Annotated in this window: 21 protein-coding genes; 8 read left to right on the top strand and 13 right to left on the bottom strand. The window is 73.7% G+C overall.

The genetic code is table 11. The features are described from left to right. The first annotated feature begins 234 nt into the window (after positions 1–234). Positions 235–615, top strand: a complete 381-nt coding sequence (locus tag ABZ459_RS38050) for a MerR family transcriptional regulator (protein WP_357981135.1) — start codon at positions 235–237, stop codon at positions 613–615. Further along, entirely contained in the window at positions 612–1,889 is a 1,278-nt protein-coding gene (locus ABZ459_RS38045) for an MFS transporter (RefSeq protein WP_357981132.1), read from the top strand. Before ABZ459_RS38050 ends, ABZ459_RS38045 begins: the two co-directional genes overlap by 4 nt. 50 nt (positions 1,890–1,939) lie before the next feature. On the opposite strand, the gene ABZ459_RS38040 is transcribed toward ABZ459_RS38045, so the two are convergent. The 4 genes from ABZ459_RS38040 to ABZ459_RS38025 all read right to left on the bottom strand — a co-directional run bounded on the left by ABZ459_RS38040 (position 1,940) and on the right by ABZ459_RS38025 (position 5,205). Beyond that, positions 1,940–3,025, bottom strand: coding sequence for a hypothetical protein (locus ABZ459_RS38040; RefSeq protein ID WP_357981129.1), 1,086 nt, complete (start codon positions 3,023–3,025; stop codon positions 1,940–1,942). 114 nt (positions 3,026–3,139) lie between these two features. Beyond that, entirely contained in the window at positions 3,140–3,601 is a 462-nt protein-coding gene (locus ABZ459_RS38035) for a nuclear transport factor 2 family protein (protein WP_357697088.1), read from the bottom strand. Between the two features lie 25 nt (positions 3,602–3,626). Next, complete coding sequence (locus ABZ459_RS38030; RefSeq protein WP_357981127.1) at positions 3,627–4,523, bottom strand: alpha/beta hydrolase; 897 nt, start codon at positions 4,521–4,523, stop codon at positions 3,627–3,629. Positions 4,524–4,695: 172 nt separating this feature from the next. Further along, on the bottom strand, positions 4,696–5,205 hold the full coding sequence (locus ABZ459_RS38025; protein ID WP_357981124.1) for a GNAT family N-acetyltransferase: 510 nt from the start codon (positions 5,203–5,205) through the stop codon (positions 4,696–4,698). A gap of 248 nt (positions 5,206–5,453) precedes the next feature. Between ABZ459_RS38025 and ABZ459_RS38020 the strand changes: the two genes are divergently transcribed. Then, entirely contained in the window at positions 5,454–6,155 is a 702-nt protein-coding gene (locus ABZ459_RS38020; RefSeq protein WP_357981121.1) for a hypothetical protein, read from the top strand. A gap of 13 nt (positions 6,156–6,168) precedes the next feature. Here ABZ459_RS38020 and ABZ459_RS38015 read toward each other — a convergent pair whose 3' ends face one another. Both ABZ459_RS38015 and manA read right to left on the bottom strand, forming a co-directional pair. Beyond that, complete coding sequence (locus tag ABZ459_RS38015) at positions 6,169–6,792, bottom strand: flavin reductase family protein (protein WP_357981118.1); 624 nt, start codon at positions 6,790–6,792, stop codon at positions 6,169–6,171. Between the two features lie 59 nt (positions 6,793–6,851). Beyond that, positions 6,852–8,033: a mannose-6-phosphate isomerase, class I gene (gene manA / locus ABZ459_RS38010; RefSeq protein WP_357981115.1), complete on the bottom strand. Its 1,182-nt coding sequence runs from the start codon at positions 8,031–8,033 to the stop codon at positions 6,852–6,854. A 115-nt stretch (positions 8,034–8,148) separates the two neighbouring features. Here manA and ABZ459_RS38005 point away from each other — a divergent pair, with 115 nt between their 5' ends. Continuing rightward, positions 8,149–8,754, top strand: a complete 606-nt coding sequence (locus tag ABZ459_RS38005) for a TetR family transcriptional regulator (RefSeq protein WP_357981112.1) — start codon at positions 8,149–8,151, stop codon at positions 8,752–8,754. Here ABZ459_RS38005 and ABZ459_RS38000 read toward each other — a convergent pair. Beyond that, positions 8,694–9,779 carry a hypothetical protein gene (locus ABZ459_RS38000; RefSeq protein WP_357981109.1) on the bottom strand — a complete coding sequence of 362 codons (1,086 nt, stop codon included), beginning with the start codon at positions 9,777–9,779 and terminating at the stop codon, positions 8,694–8,696. The genes ABZ459_RS38005 and ABZ459_RS38000 overlap by 61 nt on opposite strands. Before the next feature lie 145 nt (positions 9,780–9,924). Between ABZ459_RS38000 and ABZ459_RS37995 the strand changes: the two genes are divergently transcribed. Beyond that, entirely contained in the window at positions 9,925–10,653 is a 729-nt protein-coding gene (locus ABZ459_RS37995) for a ThuA domain-containing protein (RefSeq protein WP_357981106.1), read from the top strand. A 1-nt stretch (position 10,654) separates the two neighbouring features. Here ABZ459_RS37995 and ABZ459_RS37990 read toward each other — a convergent pair whose 3' ends face one another. Beyond that, positions 10,655–11,623, bottom strand: coding sequence for an NAD(P)-dependent alcohol dehydrogenase (locus ABZ459_RS37990; protein ID WP_357981103.1), 969 nt, complete (start codon positions 11,621–11,623; stop codon positions 10,655–10,657). Between the two features lie 332 nt (positions 11,624–11,955). Between ABZ459_RS37990 and ABZ459_RS37985 the strand changes: the two genes are divergently transcribed. Both ABZ459_RS37985 and ABZ459_RS37980 read left to right on the top strand, forming a co-directional pair. Continuing rightward, positions 11,956–13,815, top strand: a complete 1,860-nt coding sequence (locus ABZ459_RS37985) for a trypsin-like peptidase domain-containing protein (protein WP_357981100.1) — start codon at positions 11,956–11,958, stop codon at positions 13,813–13,815. A 72-nt stretch (positions 13,816–13,887) separates the two neighbouring features. Then, a complete protein-coding gene (locus ABZ459_RS37980; protein WP_357981097.1) occupies positions 13,888–14,946 on the top strand; it encodes a Glu/Leu/Phe/Val dehydrogenase dimerization domain-containing protein in 1,059 nt (352 codons plus the stop codon). Between the two features lie 854 nt (positions 14,947–15,800). Here ABZ459_RS37980 and ABZ459_RS37975 read toward each other — a convergent pair. After that, the gene (locus tag ABZ459_RS37975) at positions 15,801–16,445 is read right to left on the bottom strand and encodes a TetR/AcrR family transcriptional regulator (protein WP_357981094.1); all 645 of its coding nucleotides are present in this window, start codon (positions 16,443–16,445) and stop codon (positions 15,801–15,803) included. A gap of 537 nt (positions 16,446–16,982) precedes the next feature. On the opposite strand from ABZ459_RS37975, the gene ABZ459_RS37970 reads away from it, so the two are divergent. Then, on the top strand, positions 16,983–17,366 hold the full coding sequence (locus ABZ459_RS37970; RefSeq protein ID WP_357981091.1) for a VOC family protein: 384 nt from the start codon (positions 16,983–16,985) through the stop codon (positions 17,364–17,366). 11 nt (positions 17,367–17,377) lie between these two features. On the opposite strand, the gene ABZ459_RS37965 is transcribed toward ABZ459_RS37970, so the two are convergent. The 4 genes from ABZ459_RS37965 to ABZ459_RS37950 form a co-directional block, all read right to left on the bottom strand. Then, complete coding sequence (locus tag ABZ459_RS37965) at positions 17,378–18,166, bottom strand: alpha/beta hydrolase (protein WP_357981088.1); 789 nt, start codon at positions 18,164–18,166, stop codon at positions 17,378–17,380. Positions 18,167–18,387: 221 nt separating this feature from the next. Further along, the gene (locus ABZ459_RS37960) at positions 18,388–19,044 is read right to left on the bottom strand and encodes a response regulator transcription factor (protein WP_357981085.1); all 657 of its coding nucleotides are present in this window, start codon (positions 19,042–19,044) and stop codon (positions 18,388–18,390) included. Continuing rightward, complete coding sequence (locus ABZ459_RS37955; RefSeq protein WP_357981083.1) at positions 19,041–20,192, bottom strand: HAMP domain-containing sensor histidine kinase; 1,152 nt, start codon at positions 20,190–20,192, stop codon at positions 19,041–19,043. Before ABZ459_RS37955 ends, ABZ459_RS37960 begins: the two co-directional genes overlap by 4 nt. Positions 20,193–20,328: 136 nt before the next feature. Then, positions 20,329–21,150: an SDR family NAD(P)-dependent oxidoreductase gene (locus ABZ459_RS37950; RefSeq protein ID WP_357981080.1), complete on the bottom strand. Its 822-nt coding sequence runs from the start codon at positions 21,148–21,150 to the stop codon at positions 20,329–20,331. Positions 21,151–21,162 lie beyond the last annotated feature (12 nt).

The following is a 21,162-nucleotide window of genomic DNA, read 5'->3' as shown; positions in this document are numbered from 1 at the left end:
GGAGGTCGCCGAGGAATCTCACGAATTCGCTCTTCGCCATTGGCACCACCATTTCGTCCGGCGCTACGGATGAATCATGTTCAGCCGCCGGAAAACGCGTCAACGCGCCGCCCGGCGGTGACCGGGCGGTATGGAGGTAGCCGGTCCCATTCCGTCAAGTCCGAACCCGCATTCACCGGAATTCCGGCGAATGCACTTGACTTGGATCGCGCTCGAAGGGCGACAATGATCGGTATGAGTCAGAGCCTGACGATCGCGGAAGTCGCAGCCGAGACCGGCCTCAGCGCCCACGCGCTGCGCTATTACGAGAAAGCCGGCCTGATGCGGGAGACGCCGCCGCGCGGGGGGAACGGGCACCGCCGCTACACCGAACGTGATCTGGCCTGGATCCGCTTCCTGACCAGGCTGCGCGGCACTGGGATGTCCATCGCCGACGTCCGCCGCTACGCCGAGCTGGTCCGCGCCGGCGAGAGCACGGCCGCCGAGCGCAAGCAGATCCTGCTCACCCACCGCGAGGAGGTGGCCAAGCGCATCGACCAGCTCAAGGACGACCTGGCCGCCATCGACTACAAGATCGACATCTACGAGAAGCTCGAGGAGAAGTACCAGCTGTGACCGCGCCGCCGCGGCCGGACAGCGAGCCCGGCCAGGCCGCCTTCGGCCCACGCTTCGTCACGGCGGTCTCCGTCGGCTCGCTGCTCAACCCGATCAACTCCTCGATCATCGCCATCGCGCTCGTGCCCATCGCCCACCACTTCGGCGTGGGCGCCGACGCCACCTCCTGGCTGGTGTCGGCCCTGTACCTGGCCACCGCGATCGGCCAGCCGGTGCTGGGCCGGCTGGCCGACCGGCTCGGCCCGCGCCGCGTCTACCTGGCCGGGCTGGTCACGGTCGCGGCCGGCGGGCTGCTCGGCTACTGGGCGCCGACCCTCGGCCTGCTCGTGGCCGCCCGCGTGGTGATCGGCCTCGGCACCTCGGCCGCCTACCCGGCCGCCATGAGCATGGTCCGCCGCAGGTCGCAGCGGTCCGGCGGCGCCGCGCCCGCCTCGGTGATGGGCGCGCTGGCCATGGCCGGGCAGGTCAGCATGGTGCTCGGGCCGCCGCTCGGCGGGCTGCTCGACGCGCTCGGCGGCTGGCGCTGGATCTTCCTGGTCAACCTGCCGATGGCCGTGGCCGGGGTGGTCTCGGCGCTGCTGTGGCTGCCGCGCGACGAGCCGTACGAGCGCTCCGGCGCAGGCGGCGGCGGCAGCCTGCGCGACCTGGCCGGCAACCGGCCGCTGCTGGTCACCTACCTGCGCAACGCGGTGACCTTCATGGCCACCTACGGCTTCCTGTACGGCTGGACGCAGTGGCTGGAGCAGGGCAGGGGGCTGACGGCGGCGATCGCCGGGCTGCTGCTGATGCCCACCTCGGCCGTGGGGGCGGTGGTGTCGGGGCTGGCCGCGCGGGCCGACGGCACGTCGGGCAGGGCACGCTGGATGTTGCCGGCCGGCGCCGCGGCCCTGCTGGCGGGCTGCGCCTGGCTGCCGGCGCTCGACGGCGGCGCGTCCATCCTGTCGTTGTGCCTGCTCAGCATGGTCTTCGGAGTGCAGAACGGGCTGAACATCGTGGGCAACCAGGCCGCCATGTACGCCCAGGCGCCGCCCGGCCAGATCGGCATGGCCGCCGGCCTGCTGCGCACCTCGCAGTACGCCGGGGCCATCTGCTCGGCGTTGCTCATCAGCGTGACCTACGGCGAGCGCGCCACCGACGAGGGGCTGCACCGGCTGGGCGTGGTCCTGACGGTCACCTCGGCGCTGCTGCTGGCCGGCACGCTCGTCACGGCGATCCGCGCGGGCGGCGCGGCCCGCGCGGATCGCCCGGATCGCGCCGGCGGCGGGCGCGCGTGAGCGGGGAGGGGCCTGCCGCCCCTCCCCGCTCACGGGTCCGCGCCGCCCGCTCAGCGGGGGCTGATCAGCTCACTGATCGCGAACCCGGTCAGGTTGGTCACGTTGGCGCCGCCCACCGACAGGATCGTGGACGTGCCGGGCACGCGGTCCACCGCGTACGCGCCCGCGTACCCGGCCGACGGGCGGGCCGGGCCGCTGACCCGGGTCCACGAGGTGCCGTCGAAGTAGAGGTAGGCGGGTGAGGTGGTGCCGCCGCCCGTCGGGATGACCAGGTGGCCCGCGCCGTCGCCGCTGATGCTGGCCGAGCCGTTGCCCGGGTCGCCGGGCAGCGCCGAGACGGTCCAGCGGGCGCCGTCGTAGCGGGCGATCGCCGGGGTGGCGGGCCGGTTGGGACGGGGCTGGTAGCCGCTGACCCAGATCCTGCCGGGGCCCTCGACGTACACGCCCCGGGGGCTGACGCCGGGCCTGCCCAGCGAGCGCAGGGCCGTGCCGTCCCACAGGACGACGCCGTTCTCGGCGGCGAAGACGATCTGGTCGCCGCCGTCGACGGCGCGCAGCAGGCCCAGGTTCTCGGTGCGCGGGTAGACGGTCCAGGAGCCCTGGCGCAGGCGCAGGATGTCGGTGCCGCCGGTGTTCTTGTACCTGATCGACCAGAGCGAGCCGTCCTTGGTGGCGGCGATCGGGCCGGTCCACTCGTCGCCGGGCAGCGGGGGCGTCCAGCCGGGCGGTGGCGGGATCTCCGACCAGGCCGAGCCGTTCCAGTACGCCGAGCGCGGCCAGGAGACGTCGGCGATGCTCTTGCTGCCGGTCACGTAGATCTGGTCCGGCGCGACGGCCGCGACGCAGCACGGGCTCGGCACGTCGTACCCGGCGGTGAGCGGCAGCCTGCTCCAGGACGAGCCGTCCCAGCGCAGCACGGAGGTGTCCGGCGAGCCGTCGTAGCCGCGCCAGCCGACGGCGTAGGCATGGGAGGCGTCCAGCACGTCGACGTTCCAGAGGGTGGTGGGGTCGCCGGGCGGGTCCACGGCCCGGAAGGACGGGGCCAGGAGCGCCTGGGCCGGCGTCGCCGCCGCCAGCGCGGCGGTGACGGCCAGGGCGGCGGCGGAGGCGCGGAGGACGCCACGCAAACGGGTCATGTCTTCTCCTGTGGGCGCGTTCCTGCGGAAAAAGGGGTCACGAAGAAGGGCCGGGACGGGCCGCGGGCACGAGAAAGCGGGCCGGTACCGACCGGCCCGCCCGGGATTGCCCGCTCAGTCGTCGGATCTGCGCCCGTCGGGGCCGATCGGGCCGAAGAACGAGCTGAAGTTGGCGGTCCCGTCGCCGAAGATGCCGCCGCGGCCCTCCACGACGCGGCCGTTCTCCCACCGCATCAGGTCCACCCCCTCCATCTGCAGGTGCTCGTAGAAGGAGGTGCCGTCCGAGCCGGTGCGCTTGCGCACGGCGGTGCACCGGTTGACGTCGATGGTGTAGCCGTCCACCGGGTTGACCAGGCAGGCGATCTGCTCCATGCGCAGGGTGCCGCCGGCCAGCCGCTGCCAGGTCTTGATGAAGCCCATGAACGCGTCCAGGCCGTCGTGCCATCCGGCGTACGGGTGGTTGCCGGGGGACTGGAACCGCACGTCGGGGTGCCAGTACTCCAGCGCGCGCTCGCGGTCGCCGGACCGCAGCGCCTGGTGTGCCGCCGCCAGTCGCTCAGCCGTCAGATCCGACATCGCTCTCCTCTCACTGCATCGGGTGCTACTGCATCGGGTGCTTGGCGAGGAAGGCCGAGACGCCTTCGCCGACCGCTCTCGGGTTCATGATCTGCAGGCCGTGGGTGGCGCCGACGATGCCGCAGCGCTCGGCCTGGGGCAGCCAGTTCATGAGGAAGTGCTGCGCCTCGCGGAAGCCGGGCATGGCCGCCTCGCTGTCCAGGCCCATCACGGCCAGCACCGGCATCTGCGGCTTGTCCGGCACGAGCTGGTCGGCCTTGGACATGCGGAAGCCCCAGCCGCCCAGCGCCGGGAAGTCGACCTTGAACGTGACGTCCGCGCACTCCTCGACCCGCTCCCACACGTCGAGGGGGCAGGTCATGTCCACGGAGCCGAGGTAGCTCGGGCCGCAGACGGCGGCCATGAAGTCGCAGGCGGCGGTGAGCTTGTCGCCCTTCTGCACCAGCTCGATGGCCGTCATCACGGCGTCGTTGTTGGCCTTCTCGGCCTCGGCGCCCTCACGCGGCAGGTACGGCTCCAGCAGCACCGCCGAGTGCGTGCGCTCGGGGTAGGAGAGCATGAACTGGAAGCCGATCACCCCGCCGAAGGAGTACGACATGACGTGCGCCTTGTCGATGCCGAGGTGGTCGAGGAGCTGCTTGGCGTGCTCGGCGCCCTCCTCGATGCTGAGGCTGTCCTTCTCCAGCGTGCTGCCGTTGTAACCGGCGCGGTAATAGCTGATGAACTGGTACTTGTCCAGCAGCTCCGGGTTGTACTTCAGGAGCGGCGTGATGAGACCGTCCGAAATGGAGGTGCAGTGGATGCACAGGACGGGCTCGCCACGCCCCACGACCGTGTAACGAAGTTCCGCGTTGCTGACCTTGACTCGCTTGTCGTGGTCGAGTTTCCAGTCTCGACCGGCGTACAAAGCATTCGCGCTCATGCCATTCCTCTCACGCGATCACTCGACCGTTTCTCGTGCCCGCTTGGCCATACTCAAGAATGGTTGCCATGGGCCATGGAGACGGTCAACGAGAGAGCCCGCGCCGGGGTATTCACCGCGAAATACGCCGGGGAACTCTGTCAAGTCGGCACGCGTGGGAAGGGACCTGCGGTCAGGGGAAGGACAGCTCGTACTCGACCTGCTCGACGGGGTTGCCGTCGCCGTAGTCGTGGGTGCGGGCGGCGCCGGACTCGGTGAAGCCGCTCTTGGCGTAGAACCGGCGCGCCTGCGGCGTGTCGCGCAGCGTCCACAGGTGCACCCGGGTGAAGCCCTCGTCGCGGATGCGGCGCAGGGTGTCGGTCATCAGCGCGGCGGCCACGCCCGTGCCCCAGCCGTCGGGATGGCCGTAGAAGCCGAAGATCTCCGCCGCGCCCGCCCTGGACGGCGAGGGCCCGAAGTAGGAGAAGGCCAGTCGGCGCCCGTCGAGCGCGGCCAGCACCAGGCCCACCCGGGTCTCGGCGAGCACGTCGTGCCATTTGCCGCGCCGGTGGCGCACGGCCTGGTCGAAGAAGGCGGGGGAGAAGAAGCCGGCGTAGGCGGCCTTCCAGGATTCGGCGTGGATCTCTCCCAGCGTCTCACCGTCGCCCGGCGAGGCCGGGAACACTGTGAAAATTCCGGTCACAAGATCACACTAGTCGAGAGGTTCCGCGGGTGTCCGGCGGCGGAGCGCGGGCACGTACGGGTATGCACGCACGCGGGGCGGCGCTCGGCGCGTCCGCCGCCGTACGAGGCGTTCGAGGAGGTGCGGGCGGAGAAGCTGCGCGAGACGGCCGTCCGGGCGTGGCGGCCGGGTCGGTCGATCACGCGATCCCGGCCGCCGTGCCGCGGCCGGAGGTCATCCGTAGCGCGGGAGCGCGGAATGGAGGCTCGATGAGGTGGCTGGCTCGCGGGGAGGGGCAACTCCCGGCGGGGGAGGACCGGACGGGCGACGGGCGGCCGGCCGAGCACCCGCTCGCCCGCTGGACCGTCGGTCAGGCCCTGCACCTGGTCTGTCCCGGCCCCGCCGGTGACCCCGACGTGCGGCGGCGTCCCGACGGCGCGGCGCAGGCGTGGCGGGACGGCCGCCCGCTGCCGGTGGGCATCTCGATCACCAGCCGCGCCGGATGGGCGGTGTGCCTGCTCGGCCTGGAGCCGGGGGCCGTCGGCTGCGACCTGCAACTGGTCGAGCCGCGCGGCCCGGGGTTCGTCGCCGACCGGTTCACCCGCCAGGAGCAGCGCATCGCCGGCGACGACCCGCTGCTGGGCAGCCTGCTGTGGTCGGCCAAGGAGAGCGCGGCGCAGGTGCTGCGCCGCGCCGAGAGCCGGGCGCTGGAGGTGTCGCTGGGCTGCGGCCGGCCCTCCGACGGGTGGAGCGGGCTGACCGTGCGCGCGGGCGGGCGCGGGGTGGCGCACGGGTGGTGGCGCCGGTTCGGGCCGCTCGTGCTGACCGTGGCGGCCGACCGTCCCACGCCGCCGCCGCGCGGGCTGGAGGAGCCGTCAGCGCTGGCCTCGGCGTCGGTGCTGGGGTCGGGTCAGCCCGTTGTCCCGTCGCCGGCCGAGTCGTACGCCGGGTGCGCCTCGCGGGCCGGCTGACCCGCCGCGGCGCTCAGGCCGGGCCCGGCGTCTGCGACCGGTAGGAGTGGCCGAGCTCCGGGCCGAGGCCGAAGTAGTGACGGAAGTTGTACAGCAGCGGGCTCCACGCGGACGGGTCCACGTGGTGGGTGCCGGGGACGACGATCCGCGGGTCGGCGTGCACCCTGCGCACGACGGCCTCGACGATGACGAAGTCCTCGGACACGTCCGGCAGGATCCGCGCGGCGGCCGCCTCCAGCTGGAGGGGGCACTCGGCCACGCGCGGCGGCCGGACGGTCTCGGAGGGCTCGGGGCGCAGGCCCGCCGCGCCGAACTTGTCGGGCTCGAAGCGGCAGCCGGCCGCCTTGGTGTCGGGCACCGGGTCGCGGCCGGTGAGCGGCGCGAGCCGTTCCACCTGCGGCCACAGGTGCGGGGCCGGCAGGTTGACGACCAGTTCGGGCCGGTCGGCCAGGTTGCGCGCGGTCTGCCCGTCGGCGCCGAGGCCGAGCACGACGGTCCGGCCGAGCGCCCAGGCCGACGACATCGGGGCCAGGTTGGCCGACCCGTCGGGGTTCTCCGTGCTCAGCAGCACGACCGGGGTGCCGAAGTAGAGGATGCTGGGCTCGATGGCGAGGTGGCCGAGGGTTGCCGTGTTCATGGCAGGAGCCTAGGAACACGACGTTCAACCGCCGGCCGAAATGTCCCCGTCGTGCTGATCTACATCGTAAAGGCGCCCGGCTGGGCCACGTATGCCACGCCCTTGCCGGACAGGCCTGCGCCCGCGACGGCCGGGACGAACGCCGACTCGCCCGGCCGCAGCGTCAGCTCGCCCCGATCCGGAACGAGGCGGGCCTCGCCCTCCAGGCACAACACGATCCGGGGCAGCCCGCCGGGCAGCTCGAAGGAGGCGGCCTCGGCCAGGTCGTAACGCGTGAGGGCGAACTCGGGAGCCGGCGGGACGTAACGCCGCTCCCCGTCGGCCGGGCACTCGGGCTCGACCAGGTGCGGCTCGGCGGGCGTGAAGTCGACCACCCGCATCAGCTCGGGCGCGTCGACGTGCTTGGTGGTCAGCCCGCAGCGCAGGACGTTGTCGGAGCTGGCCATGATCTCCACGCCGACGCCGCCCAGGTAGGCGTGCGGCACGCCGGCACCGAGGTAGAGGGCCTGGCCGGGCCGCAGATCGACGTGGTTGAGCAGCAGCGCGGCCACGACTCCGGGGTCGCCGGGGCAGGCCGCGGCGATGTCGGCGTACGGAGCCAGGTCCGGGTCGGAGCTGCCGGCGAGCGCGTCCTCGACCTGGGCGCGCAGCGGCGCGGAGGCGTCGTCCAGCATCTGCGCGAAGACCGCGCGCAGGGCCTGACCGGCGGGCCGGACGGCGAGCGCGTCGATCCAGGGCTGCAGGCCCGGCACGCCGAGCCGGGCGAGCAGCCCGGCGGTGACGACGGGGGAGCGGAAGCCGCACAGCCCGTGGAAGGGCGTGATCGCGCAGACCATCTCGGGCTTGTGCGAGCGGTCCTTGTAGGTGCGGGCCGGGTCGCCGATCGGCACGCCGCGCGCCTCCTCGGCGGCGAACCCGGCCTCGGCCTGCGCGATCGTGGGGTGGACCTGGAGCGACAGCGGCCGGGCGACCGCGAGCACCTTCAGCAGGTACGGCAGCGCGGGCCCGAACCTGGCGACCGCCGGCGCGCCGAGTGCGGCGACGGGGTCGCCGGCGATGAGCCGGTCGAGGGGCACGCCGCCGGCGATCGACGGGGCGGCGGGATGGGCGCCCATCCAGAGCTCGGCCTGCGGGCGGCCGGTCGGCTCGGTGCCGAACAGCTCGGGCATGGCGGTGACGGAACCCCAGTCGTAGGGCCGGATCGTGGTGTCCAGGCGCAGGGGCAGTTCGAACGTCGGCACAGGGCAGGAGCGTAGTCGCCGGCGGCCCCTCCCGCGCGGCCGGGGCCGGACGGGGCTGCACGCCGGTATAGGATGCTTGTCCGGTGAACAGTCCGCTGTACGAATCGGTGGTGCGATGACAACCGTCCAGGACCCGGAGGACCTCACCGCGCGGGCCCGCATCCGCGACGCGGCGATCCGGCACATCGGCGAGCACGGGTTCGAGCGGGCCACGATCCGCGACATCGCCGAGTCGGCGGGGGTCTCGCTCGGCCTGGTCCGCCACCACTTCGGCGCCAAGCAGGCGCTGCGCGAGGCGTGCGACGAGCACCTGATGAGGATGGTGCGCCGGCTCAACGCCGAGGCCGCCGGCAGCCCGCCGGCCGGCTTCAACCCGGTGGCCGCGCTCGGCCCCTACCGCGCCTACCTGGCGCGGGCGCTGACCGAGGGCTGGGCCGCGCCGCTGTTCGACGAGATGACCCGGCTCGGCGAGCGCTGGCTGGCCGCCGCCGACCAGGACCGGTCAGATCCGCCGGACGTGCCGGCGCGGGCGCGGGCGGCGGTGATGGCCGCGATGGCGCTGTCGGTCACGGTCCTGTACCCGCACGTCTGCCGCGGCATGGGCGCCGACCTGTCCACGCCGGAGGGCGAGCGCCTGCTGATGCGCACGCTGATCGAGGTCTACTCCCAGCCGGTGCTCGGCCCGGAGGCCGCCGCCGAGGCGCGCGCCTGGCTCGGCTGACCCGCGATCAGCGCGGCCCGGCTGCGCTCGTCCGGCCAGACCGACGCGAGGTCCACGTACGGGCGGAGCAGGCCGGTCAGCTCGGGGTCGCCGCGGCCGTTGAGCTCCTCGGAGGCGATCTTGCGCGCCACTCCGGCGACGATGTCGGCCACCTGGACGCGGGGGTCCAGGTGCGAGGCGACCAGCGTCAGGCCGGTCAGCACCAGCGGGCCCGCGGGGCCGTCCGGGCGGGCCAGCAGCAGCCGCAGCCGCTCGATGCGCTCCTCGGTCAGCGTCGTCTGCCGGTCGTGCACGACGGAGACGGGCCGGCCGCCCGCGCCCCAGTGGGCGACCGCGTGCGCGATGGCCGGGATCAGCGGGTCGAGCGCGGGGAAGACGTGCGGGTCGTCGAGCAGGCGCGCGGTGAAGGCGTCCACGAGCGGCCGGGCGGCCCACAGCTCGTCCATGATCTCGCCGGCCGGGCCGGGGGTGGTGCGCAGGTCGGCGACCAGCTCGAAGGCCGACTCGGCGGAGATGTCGGGGCCGCGGCCGTTCCTGGCCCGCAGCAGGTGGTTGAAGGCGTCGAGGAAGGCCGTCCAGCGTGCGGGGCCGAAGGCGTGGCGGCCCTCCTGGTAGAGGGTGGCCGCCATGGCGGCCGAGCGTTCGTCCTGGTCGAGGCCGAGGCTGGAGTGGTGGCCGGTGAGCAGGTCGGTCACCTTGCTCACGGCGAAGTACGCCTTGTCGGTCAGGTGCACGCGGGCCCGGCCGAGGATGGGGCCCGACGGGCCGAGCAGCCAGACCAGGGTGGCCCGGTTCTTCTCGCGCAGCACGTGCCCGGCCTTGTACTCGGTGACCGGGGAGGGCGCCCTGAGGCGCAGCTCGCGTACGCAGTCGGCCGCGGCGGTCACGTCGAGGGAGACGCCGGCGTGGGCGAACACGTCGGTGTTGCCGCCGACGAGCTTCTCGCCCTCCGCGCCGGACTCGTCGCAGGCGATCTCGACAGGGTGGCCGTCCGGCGGGAGGCCTGCCTGCGCGCGGCTCTGCATGACTTCCATGGTCACTGGCGAACCTACCCAAACCGTCCTTCCTCCCGCGAGACATTTTCCGCCCGCCCACCGGAGGCGGAACCGGCGGGCGGACGGGTAAGGACCGGACGGTAGGTGCGGCAGGTCCGGAGGGAGAACAGCGCGCGTGAGCATCAACGTGACCGTCTGGGGCGAGAACGTACACGAGCAGCGGGAGGAGGAGGTGCGCCGCCGCTACCCCGAGGGCATGCACGGCGCGGTCGCCGGCGGCCTGCGCGAGCACCTGGGGGAGCGGGTGCGCGTGCGCACCGCGACGTTGCAGGACCCCGAGCACGGCCTCGACGCCGCGACGCTGGCCGGCACCGACGTGCTCACCTGGTGGGGGCACGCGGCGCACGAGGAGGTGGACGACGAGGTCGTGGCGCGGGTGTGCGAGCGCGTCTGGGCCGGGATGGGCCTGCTGGTGCTGCACTCGGGCCACTACTCCAAGGTCTTCCGCGCCCTCATGGGCACCACCTGCACGGTCAACTGGCGCGACACCGCGGACCGCGAGCTGGTCTGGACGGTGGAGCCGGCCCACCCGATCGCCGCGGGCGTGCCCCAGCCGCTGGTCATCCCCGAGCAGGAGACCTACGGCGAGCCGTTCGGCGTCCCGGCGCCCGACGAGCTGGTGTTCGTCAGCTCCTTCTGCGGGGGCGAGGTGTTCCGCAGCGGCTGCTGCTACCGGCGCGGCAAGGGGCGCGTCTTCTACTTCAGCCCCGGCGACCAGAACTACCCGGTCTTCCACCAGCCGGGCGTGCGGCGGATCCTGGCCAACGCGGTGGTGTGGGCGGCGCCCGCCGAGGGCGCGGGTGAACCGCTGCGCAACACCCGCGTCGCCGTGGGCGACTGGTGACCTACCTCGGGCCGGGCATGACGATGACGACCTTGCCGGTCACGTGGCCCGACCGCAGGTGATCCATCGCGTCGGAGAAGCCGGCGAGCGGGAAGGTCCTGCCGACCACGGGGGTGAGCTCGCCGGTCGCGGCGAGGCCGGCCAGGTGGCGCAGGTCCGCCGGATCGGTCCGGGTGATCGGGGCGCGCAGGGTGTGCCGGACGAACGGCGACAGCGCCGTCGCCCGGAGCTGGCGGCCGGTGCCGTGCAGCCAGCGGCCGGAGGCGTTCTCGCCGCCGACGATCACGAGCGTGCCCCGGCGGGTGAGCATCCGCCGCAGGTCCCGCAGGGGACGGTTGCCCGCGGTGTCGAGGACGACGTCGTGGCGGCCGGCGGCCGGCTCCTCGCGGGTGTGGTCGACGACCTCGTCCGCGCCGAGTGAGCGGACGAGGTCGCCCTTGCCGGGGCCGCAGACGGCGGTGACGTGCGCGCCGTGTGCCTTGGCGAGCTGGACGGCGAACGTCCCCACCCCGCCGCCCGCGCCGATGACCAGCACGCGCTGCCCCGGGCGGAGGCGGGCGTGGTCGCGCAGCGCCTGGAGGGCGGTCAGGCCGCTGGTCGGGACGGCGGCGGCGGCCTCGGACGACAGGCCGTCCGGTGTGGGGACGAGACGGTCCGCGCGGGCGACGGCGTGCTCGGCGAGCGCGCCGTCGCAGACCCCGAAGACCTCGTCGCCGAGGGCGAGGCCGGTGACTCCCGGGCCGACGGCCGCCACGGTCCCGGCGACGTCGCGGCCGAGGAGGGGCGAGCGGGGGCGGCGCAGCCCGGTGGCGAGGCGGACGGGGTAGGGCAGCCCGGCGCCGAGGTGCCAGACGCCATGGTCGAGGCAGGCGGCGTGCACGCGCAGGAGCGCTTCGCCGGGGCCGGGGGCGGGGCGGTCGAGGTCGGTGAGGGCCGGGGGGCCGTAGACGTGCCGGGTGATGGCCTTCAAGGCGAGTCTCCATGTCAAAGAAAGTAGACATGATGAACGTAAAAGAAGGCGGACATCATGTCAATGATTTTGTACATCGCCCTGCCTCGGAGGGCTGCCCGGAGTGACGCGCTGGGATTTTCGGCCCGATAACCCGAAATATCGGTATCGCTACCGATAACGGTACGGATGGGAGGCGGAGTTACCCTCTGCCCACCCCCCACCACGGCGGGCCGCCTGTTCGCCGGCTCCGCCGGCCTCTGGCCGGCGCGGCCTACGTGCCCGGACCGGGCCCTGGCTCCCGGCGACCGGCGGCCTGCTTCGGTCACCCCTCACGTGGAGGTGTCCCCCGCATGAATCCTTCCCGATGGAGAGCGGCGGCCACGGCGTTGATCGCCGCGCTGGCCGTCGTCGCGCCGGCGACCCCGGCCCCCGCCCTCGCGCAGGTCCCCGCCGCCGCACCCCTGCGGGCGCAGCTCGACAGCCGGGTCTCCCCGGCCGGCGAGGAGGTGCTCGCCGACCTGTCCCTGCCCTACGGCGCGGCCGGACGGAGCTGGAGCACACGCGTCACCCGACCCGGCTCCCGCTACGTCAAGGTGCACTTCGCCGCGCTCACCCTCGTGCCCGGCGACTACGTCACCGTCGCCTCGCCGGACGGCCGCGAGATCCACACCTACTACGGCGACCCCACCCGCGGCCGCTACCCGGCCGGCTCGGGGTACACGCTGCACGGCGTCCCCGGCTTCGCCGCGCTCTCCGTGGACGGGGACACGGCGGTGGTCACCCTGCACGCGTCCGGGCCGCGCAACGCCGTCCGGCTGGCCCGGCAGGGCTTCGGCGTGCGCATCGACCGGTACTTCCGCGGCTACACCACCCAGGAGGCCGCGGCCCTGACGCCGAGGACGTTCAGCGTCTGCGGCACCGACGCGCGGCGGGACGTGGTCTGCTACAAGGACAGCAACCCCACCGAGTACGCCCGCAGCCGCGCCGTGGCCCGCCAGTTGCTCAACGGCCTCGGCTACTGCACGGCCTGGCGGGTCGGCAACACCAACCGCATGCTGACCAACCACCACTGCATGGAGAGCGCCGCCGACCTGAGCGCCAGTGAGTTCCAGTTCGACTACGACTGCGCCACCTGCGGCGGCAACAACCCGGGCGCCGGGACGAAGGTCGGCGGCGGCCAGTTCCTGAAGACCAGCGCACTCGAAGCGCTCGACTACACGCTCTTCAGCGTCGCCGACTTCGCCGCGATCCAGCAGTTCGGCACCCTGTACCTCGATCCGCGCCCCCCGGTGGCGGGCGAGCGCATCTACATCCCCGGCCACGGCGACACCCTGCCCAAGCGCCTGTCCCTGTACGAGGACACGCAGGGCGGCGCGGCCTGCAAGATCGACGTGGTGTCGTCGGGCGTCAACACCGGCTACCGCTGCGACACCTCCGGCGGGAACTCCGGCTCCCCGGTGATCGCCGCCTCCAGCCACAAGGTGATCGCGCTGCACCACCTCGGCGGCTGCCCCAACTGGGGGACCCGGATCACCGAGGTGTACAACGAGATCTCCGGAATGATCGACAACACCCCGCCGAACGGCGGCGGCGACGACTTCGCGATGTCGCTCTCGCCCACGAGCGGCGGCGTCACGCCGGGCGGGTCGGCCACGAGCACCATCTCCACCTCCGTCACGCGCGGCGGGCCCCAGCAGATGCAGTTCTCCGCCGCCGGGCTGCCGGCGGGGGCTACCGCGACGTTCGCGCCGCCCACCGTCCAGTCGGGCGGGACGTCCGTCATGACGGTCTCCACCTCCGCGCAGACGCCCGGCGGCGTGTACACGATCACGGTCACCGCCACCGGCCCGGCCGTCACCCACACGGCCGCCTTCGTCCTGTCCGTGGCCGTCGCGGGCGGCTGCTCCGGCTACGAGACCACCAAGTCCGGGACGCTGGCCTCCGGGGCGGAGCAGTACCAGCCCGACGGCGGGTATCTGCAGACCACCGTCACCGGCCCGCACCAGGCGTGCCTGGACGGCCCGTCCGGCGCCGACTTCGACCTGTACCTGCAGCGCTGGAACGGGTCCACGTGGGCGACGGTCGCCCAGAGCGCCGGGTCGGGAGCCGACGAGACGCTCAACTACACCGGCGCGGCCGGGTACTACCGCTACCGGGTGCACTCCTACTCCGGGACCGGTTCGTACACCTTGGGATACAACGCTCCCTGACCCATGGACAGGCGGCCGGGCGGCGCCGAGATTGGGCGGCAGGCACGGTTCGCACGGACGCGGGGAGCGCGGATGAGGATCATGGAACTCGTCTCGGTGGACGGCTGCATCGCCTTCGACCTGGACTGCCCGGTCAGCGCGGGCGGCACCCGGCTGGCGCCGGACGTCACCCGCGCGGAGGCGGGGCTGCTGGCGCGGGCGATGACGTACAAGCTGGCCGTGCTCGGCGAGCGGATCGGCGGGGCCAAGGCGGTGCTGCGGGCCTCGCCGGCCGACCGGGCGGGCACGGTGGCGCGCTTCTGCCGGGAGGTCGCGCCGCTGGTCGAGAAGGGCACCTTCCTCACCTCCTCGGACCTGGGCACGCGGACGCAGGACTTCGCGCCGCTGCCCGGGTACCGGGCCGACTCGATCATGCACGGAGAGGCCGGCGGCGAGCTGGTGGACACCGTCGTGACCGGGCTGGGCGTGGTCGTGGCCGCCGGGACGGCGCTCGGCGGGCTGGCCGGGCGGACGCTGGCGGTGGAGGGCTTCGGCAAGGTCGGCAGCGCCGTCGCGCGCGAGGCGGCCCGGCGCGGCGCGCGCCTGGTCGCCCTGTCCACCCTGCACGGGTGCGTCAGCGACCCCGCCGGGCTGGACGTCGCGGCCCTGGAGGAACTGCGCGCCGAGCATGGTGACGCGTGCGTGACCCGGCTCGGCCTGCCCGTGCTGCCGCCGGAGGCGCTGTACGAGGTCGCCGCCGACGTGCTGGTCCCCGGGGCGCGGACCGGCACCCTGTCGGCACGGCGGGCGGCGACGGTGCGGGCCGGCCTGGTCGCGCCGGCCGCGAACGTGCCCTACACCGCCCAGGGGCTGCGGACGCTGGGGGAGCGGGGCGTGGTGACGCTGGCGGACTTCGTCTGCGGCGCGGGCGCCACGATCGGCTACCTCGCCGAACGGGCGGGAACGGTCACCACCGCGGACGAGGTCGGCCACCTGGTCGAGAACCGCGTCGCGGAGATCACCGCCGCCGCCCTGCACCATGCCGAAGGCCCGTACGCCGGCGCCTGCACCCTGGCCGAAGACTTCCTGTCAACCTGGCAGCCCCCACCCACCCCACCCCTGGCCCCGGACCCAGCCGACTCCCGACACTGAGCCGACCCCTGAGCAGGCAACGGCCCCTGAGCGGGCAGCGGCTCCTGAGCAGGTGGCCGCCCCTGAGCGGGTGGCGGCCCTTGAGTGGGGGGCGGCCCCTGAGACGTGGTCGGGCTCCGACCCGACGGCGCTGCCTGGGTCTCCAACGACCTGGCACCCCCTGCCGTGCCCGCCGCCGCCCCCGATCCACTCGACTCTTGAGCGGGCAGCGGCTCCCGAGCGGGTGGCGGCCCCTGGGCGGGGGCCTGAGGCGTGGTCGGGCTCCGGCCCGGCGGGGCGGCCCGGGACCACAGCGACCTGGCGCCCTCTGCCGGGACCTGCCGCCGCCCCCGATCCACTCGACTCCTGAGACCGGGACGGCTCCTGAAGCTGGGACGGCTCCGGGCTGCCCGAGTTCCAGAAGCCTTCGGAACTCGGGCGGCCCGAGACTCGGTGTCGCTCGCGGCCCCCTGAACCCGGCGTCCTTACGCCGGCGCCGGTGGGCGGCCGGGAATCGGGCGGCCTGGGATTCTGGTGGCCTGGCAGCCCCGGGCGGCCCGCCCGGCCCTCGACCCGGACGGTTCCTGGGCTGGGCCAGCTTGGCCTCGGGCGGCGGCCTCTGGAACTCAGGCGGCCCAGAGCCCGGCGTTGTCCCTGAGCTTGGGTGCCCCGGACTCGGGCGGAGGTGCCTGGGATTCTGGCGATCTGGCAGCCCCCGTCCGGCCCGCCGGTGGCCCCAACCCGGACGGTTCCTGAGACGGAGGCGGCTCTTGAGCCTCGGCCGCTCTTGAGCCTTGGAGGGCTCCTGAGACTTAACGGCTTCTGAAACTAGGGGCGGCCTTCTGAGGCCAGGGGCCTGGGACTCGGGTGGCTCTTCATGCGGATGCGTAGTCGGAGAGTGCGGGTTCGAGGAGGTCGAAGGCGCGGGTGGCGTCGGTGGCGGTCGTGTCGGCGATGCGGTCGTTGGGGAGGCCCGCCAGGGTGAGCTCTTGGATGCGCTGGAACAGCACCCGGTGCACGGTTCCCAGCAGCCCGGCGGCGGTCTGGACGGTGATGTCGCCGGCCGTCGCGCCCGTGGCGTCGGCGAGGGCCTGGGCGAGACGCTGTTCGCGCTGGTCGTGCAGGCCGCGCAGGCAGGACGTCAGGGTGGGGCTGTCGGCGATCATGCGGGCGAACTCCGGTCCGGAGAACCCGGCCACCGGATCCTGGGCCGCGACGGAGGCCAGGAAAGCACGTCGTAGAGCGGACAGGGCCGACTCACCGGGGCCGCGGGCGGCGACGGCGTCGGCCAGGGCGGACGTGAACGCCTCCTGATGGTCGAGGGCCAGGTCCTCCTTGCGCGGGAAGTAGTTGGTGACCGTCTTCTTGGCGATGCGGGCGGCGGTGGCGATCTCGGCGATGGTGGTCTGCTCGAACCCTTGGGCGATGAACAGCCTGGTGGCGTGGTCGGAGATGAGCTGCCGGGTCTCCTGCTTCTTGGATTCGCGGAGGCCGGGTGCGGGCGAGGTCTCGTGAGCCATGAGGAAATCTTACCCTCGTTGTATTTTTACGTTGACACCCCGCAAACCCTCGGGCTATATTTACGTCCGTCGTAAGTTTGCGACCGACGAACGAAAAGGAGAACCTGCTTGGAACTCAACCTCTTCCCGGCTGTAGCTTTCAAGATCGACCTCGGGGGGTCGGACGGCCGCGACCGCAAGTCGCAGGGCGCCTCCCTCCCGGGCGGCGGACTCCGCAGACCGTCCGCCGACCATGGCGCACGGGGATGGCGGGACCCCCAAGTGGCCCGCAACCTCCCCCGCCGCCGCGCCCACTGATCCCCGCCCTCCCCGCGACGATCGCCCCTCGCCCCACCGACCACGTCGACCGCTGACGACGCCCGCTGCCGACCACGCCCGCTGCGCCCACCTCCACGGCGGTCCAGATCCGCAGCGGCCCACGTCCACAGCGGCCCACGTCCGCCGGGGGCGTCGGCCCTCGTGGTCGACGTCGGGCAGGCCGTCCGAACCGGCCGCTCGTGTTTCGCTCAGCCGTTCTCATCCCTTACGGAGACCTTCTTGCAGATCACCACGTCCACCGTCTCGCTCACCGTTGCCGACGTCGCCGCCTCCCAGGCGTTCCTCACCGAACACCTGGGCTACACCGTCCGGGTCGCCGCGGACGGCTTCGCCTCGCTCACCCGCGCCGACGCGATGGACATCGTGCTGCTCGCCCGCGGCCTCGAGGTCCTGCCGCCGGAGCAGCGCGACCAGCACGCCTCCGGCCTCATCCTGGCCTTCACCCTGGACGGCGGCCTGGACGGGCAGGAGAAGCTGCTGCGTGACGCAGGCGTCGAGATCACCATGCCGCTGCGCGAGGAGCCCTGGGGCGAGCGCCTGTTCCAGGTGACGGACCCCAACGGGGTCGTCATCCAGTTCGTCGAGTGGGTGGCTCCCGCCTGACCGGGGCCGTCTCAGCCGGTCTCGCGGGCCTGGCCGTCGAGGAAGTCCGCCACGAGCGCCGCGAACTCCGCCGCCTGGTGCTCCAGCGGGATCACGCCGCCCTTGACCACGGCCCGGGTGCTGTGGGGAAGGGCGGCGGCCAGGCGTTCCAGCTCGGGGAAGGCGAAGGGGTCGTCGGTGGCGCCGACGACCAGCACCGGGCAGCGGACCAGCCCGACCCGCTCCTCCATCCGGTACGCGGCCACCGCCTCGTGCCCGCGCTCCACCTCCGGCAGGACCGTCAGCGCGTCGCGGACGAAACGGGTCAGCAGCGCCCACGGGTAGTAAGGGGCCCGCCGGCTCCACAACTCGCCCAGATGGGAGCCGTCGGACTGCTCGCGCACGGCGTCGATGGAGGGATGGCCCGCACGACGACGCCGCCCTTCGGGGTCGACCATCGGCGTGGACGACAGCACCAGGGCGGTGACGCGTTCGGGCGCGCGCGCCGCCACCTCGACCGCGATGACGCCGCCCGTGTGGTGCCCGGCCACGGCGGCTCGCGGCAGGCCGAGGGCGTCCATCAGGGCCAGCACGCCGGCGGCGTAGATCTCGATCGAGTGCTCGGGTGGGGGAGCGGAGTTGCCGAAGCCGAGCGTGTCCATGGCGATGGCCTGCCGGGTGCGGCCGAGCAGGGGGAGCACCTCGCGGTATTCGTCCCATGAGCGGGGGGTCTGGTGCAGCAGGAGCACCGGTTCGCCCGTGCCGCACGAGGCGTGGTGGATCTGGCCGAACGGGGTGTCGGCATAGCCGAATCTGATCACGGCGTCTCCTCCTGCCTGCTCACCAGGGGCGGACCGGCCCCGTCTCGCGGACGATCCCGGCCGGGGCGCGCCCCCGGCCGGCCTCACGCCCTCACGATCGCAGACGAGACCCCGCCGCGCATCAGCCCCTGGTCTGACCTCACACCCCTCATCGGGCAGCCGCCGCACCACCCGTCGAAACGCCGCCGGTGAACGACTCCGGCGAGCGCCGGACGACCCCGCTACCCGATCCGGTACCCGACGCCCGGCCGGGTGCTGATCACCGGCGGTTCGCCCAGCTTGCGGCGCAGGCGGCCGACGGTGACGGTCACGGTGTTGGTGAACGGGTCGGCGTGCTCGTCCCAGACCTGTTCGAGCAGGGCCTCGGCGCTCAGGAAGCCGGGCGACGCGCGCAGCAGCGCCTCCAGCACGGCGAACTCCTTGACCGACAGCTCCACCGGACGGCCGTCCCGGGTGACGGCGTGCCGCAGCGGGTCGAGCTCGATCCCGCCACCGCGCAACGTACGCGGCCGGGCGCCGGGACGGCGGCGCGCCAGCGCCCTCACCCGCAGCACCAGCTCCGGGAAGTGGAAGGGCTTGGCCAGGTAGTCGTCGGCGCCCAGAGTCAGCCCGCTCACCCGGTCGCCGGGCGAGCCGGCCGCGGTCAGCATCAGGACCATGGGACGTTCGTCCTGGTCGGTGAGCATCTGGCAGAGGGTGTCGCCGTGGATGCCCGGCAGGTCGCGGTCGAGCAGCACCACGTCGTAGGGGGTGAGGTCGAGCTTGGCCGCCGCCTCCAGCCCGTCGTGGGCGACGTCCACCGCCATGCCCTGGTCGCGCAGGCCCTCGGCGAGCACGGCGGCCAGCGGCCGTGCGTCCTCCACCACCAGCACCCTCATGCCGGCAGCCGGACGGTGGCGCGCAGCCCGCCCTCGGGGCGGGCTGCGAGGTCGAGGCCGCCGCCGTGCGCCTGCGCGACGGCCGCGACGATCGACAGGCCGAGCCCCGAGCCGTCCCCCGACCCGGTGCGGTCCGCGCCGAGCCGCTGGAACGGCCGCCCCAGCCCCGCCACCTGTTCGGGGTCGAGCCGGTTCCCGCCGGACTCCACGACCAGCAGCGCCCACCGGCCGTCGGCCGCGGCCTCGACCTTGATCCAGCCGCCGTCCTGGTTGTGGACGATCGCGTTGTCGACGAGGTTGTGCACCATACGGGTGACCAGCGCGACGCTGCCCCGCGTCCGCACCCCCTCCGCGACGCCCTCGTCGTCCAGGGTGAGGCGCCGGGCCGCGAGGTCGGCGGCGCGGGCGTCCAGGGTGTGCCGCACCAGGTCGCCGAGCGTGATCGCGGCGGCGTCGGGCAGGCTGCCGTGCTGGGCGCGGGCCAGCGCGAGCAGGCCCTCCAGGAGCCGGTCGACCTGGTCGAGGTCGGTACGCATTCGGTCGGCCAGCGCCAGCGTCTGCGCCGGTACGGGCTCCGGCTTGGCCACGGCCACGTCCAGCCGGGCCCGCATGGTGGCCAGCGGGGTGCGCAACTCGTGCGAGGCGTCGGCGACGAACCGGCGTTGCGCGGCGAAGGCGCCCTCCAGGCGGGCGAGCAGGCCGTCGACGGTGTCGGCCAGGTCCTTGACCTCGTCGGCCGGGCCTGGCACGGCCAGGCGTTCGTGCAGGTTGTCGGCGGAGATGCGGCGGGTGGCGGCGGTGATCGTGCGCAGCGGGCGCAGCACCCGGCCCGCGACCACCCGGCCGAGCACGATCGACACCACGGCCATGACGGCCAGCGCGAGCACCGACCCGGCCAGGAGCTGGCGCGACTGCGTGGCGTGCACGTCGGCGAGCTGCGCCTGGAGCAGGGCGATGTGCTCCTCGGCGGCGGCCAGGGTCGGCCGGCCGCCGGGCCGTCCCGGCACCGGCTCGCTCCGCGACAGCGGCATGCCGGCGAGGTTGACCAGGACCAGCAGGGCCGCCCCTGAGGCCAGGAACAGCCCGCCGTACAGGAGGGTGAAGCGCAGCCGGACCGTGCGTGCGGGCAGCCTGGGACGTGACGGCATCTGTCTCCTTTCGGGAACTCCAGGATGCCGCCACCGACCTAACACCGGCATGACGGGGTCAGCGCGCCGCCGCTCCCGCCGGGGACCGCGGGACCGGTCAGTCGGGCTCAGCGAACGCCTGACCGCGTCCCACGGGTCAGGCGGGTTCGACCAGGGCCTGGCTGCGGTCCCACAGGCGGCGGGCCAGGACGGGGTCGTCCGCCATGCGGTGGACGGCCGAGGGGCGGCGCTTCTCGAAGTGGCCGCCGGGAGCCCAGTCGGCGCCCGGCCGCGAGGTGGCCAGCCAGACCAGGGTGTCGGCGCCCTGCTCGGGCGTGAGCAGGAACCGCTTCAGCGGCGTGTGGTAGAGCAGCCGTGCCGCGCTGTCGCCGCCGCCGGAGAAGTTGGTGGCCACCACGCCGGGATGGAAGGAGGCCGCGGCCAGGCCGTCCGCGCCGTGGCGGCGCTGGAGCTCGCGGGTGAACAGGATGTTGGCCAGCTTGGAGTTGGCGTACGCCCGGCTGCCCGAGTAGCGGCGCACCGCGTCGAGGTCGTCGAGGTCGAGCCGGGCACGGGTGTTGAGCAGGCTGGAGGTCGTGACGACCGTGCCGCCGCAGGCCAGCAGCCGGGGCAGCAGCAGCGTGGTCAGCAGGAACGGCGCCAGATGGTTGACCTGGAAGGTCGCCTCGTGGCCGTCGGGCGTGGTGGTGCGCGAGCCCATGATGGCCCCGGCGTTGTTGACCAGCACGTCGATGGCCGGGTGGCGGTCGAGCAGGGTGGCGGCCAGGTCGCGTACCTCCGACAGGCGCGCGAAGTCGGCCACGTGGTGGTCGGCCGCCAGCTCCTCGGCCAGCGCCGCGGTCTTGCCGGCCGACCGGCCGACGAGGACGACCTCGTCGCCCCGCTGCCGCAGGGCGCGTGCCGCGGCGCGGCCGATGCCGTCGCTGGCGCCGGTCAGGACGATGGTCTTTCCCGCCATGGGCCCGCTCCT

This window comes from Nonomuraea sp. NPDC005692, assembly GCF_040631115.1.
GTDB lineage: Bacteria > Actinomycetota > Actinomycetes > Streptosporangiales > Streptosporangiaceae > Nonomuraea.
Note: the sequence above shows the minus strand (reverse complement) of the source record. Positions and strands in the feature narration are given on the sequence as shown.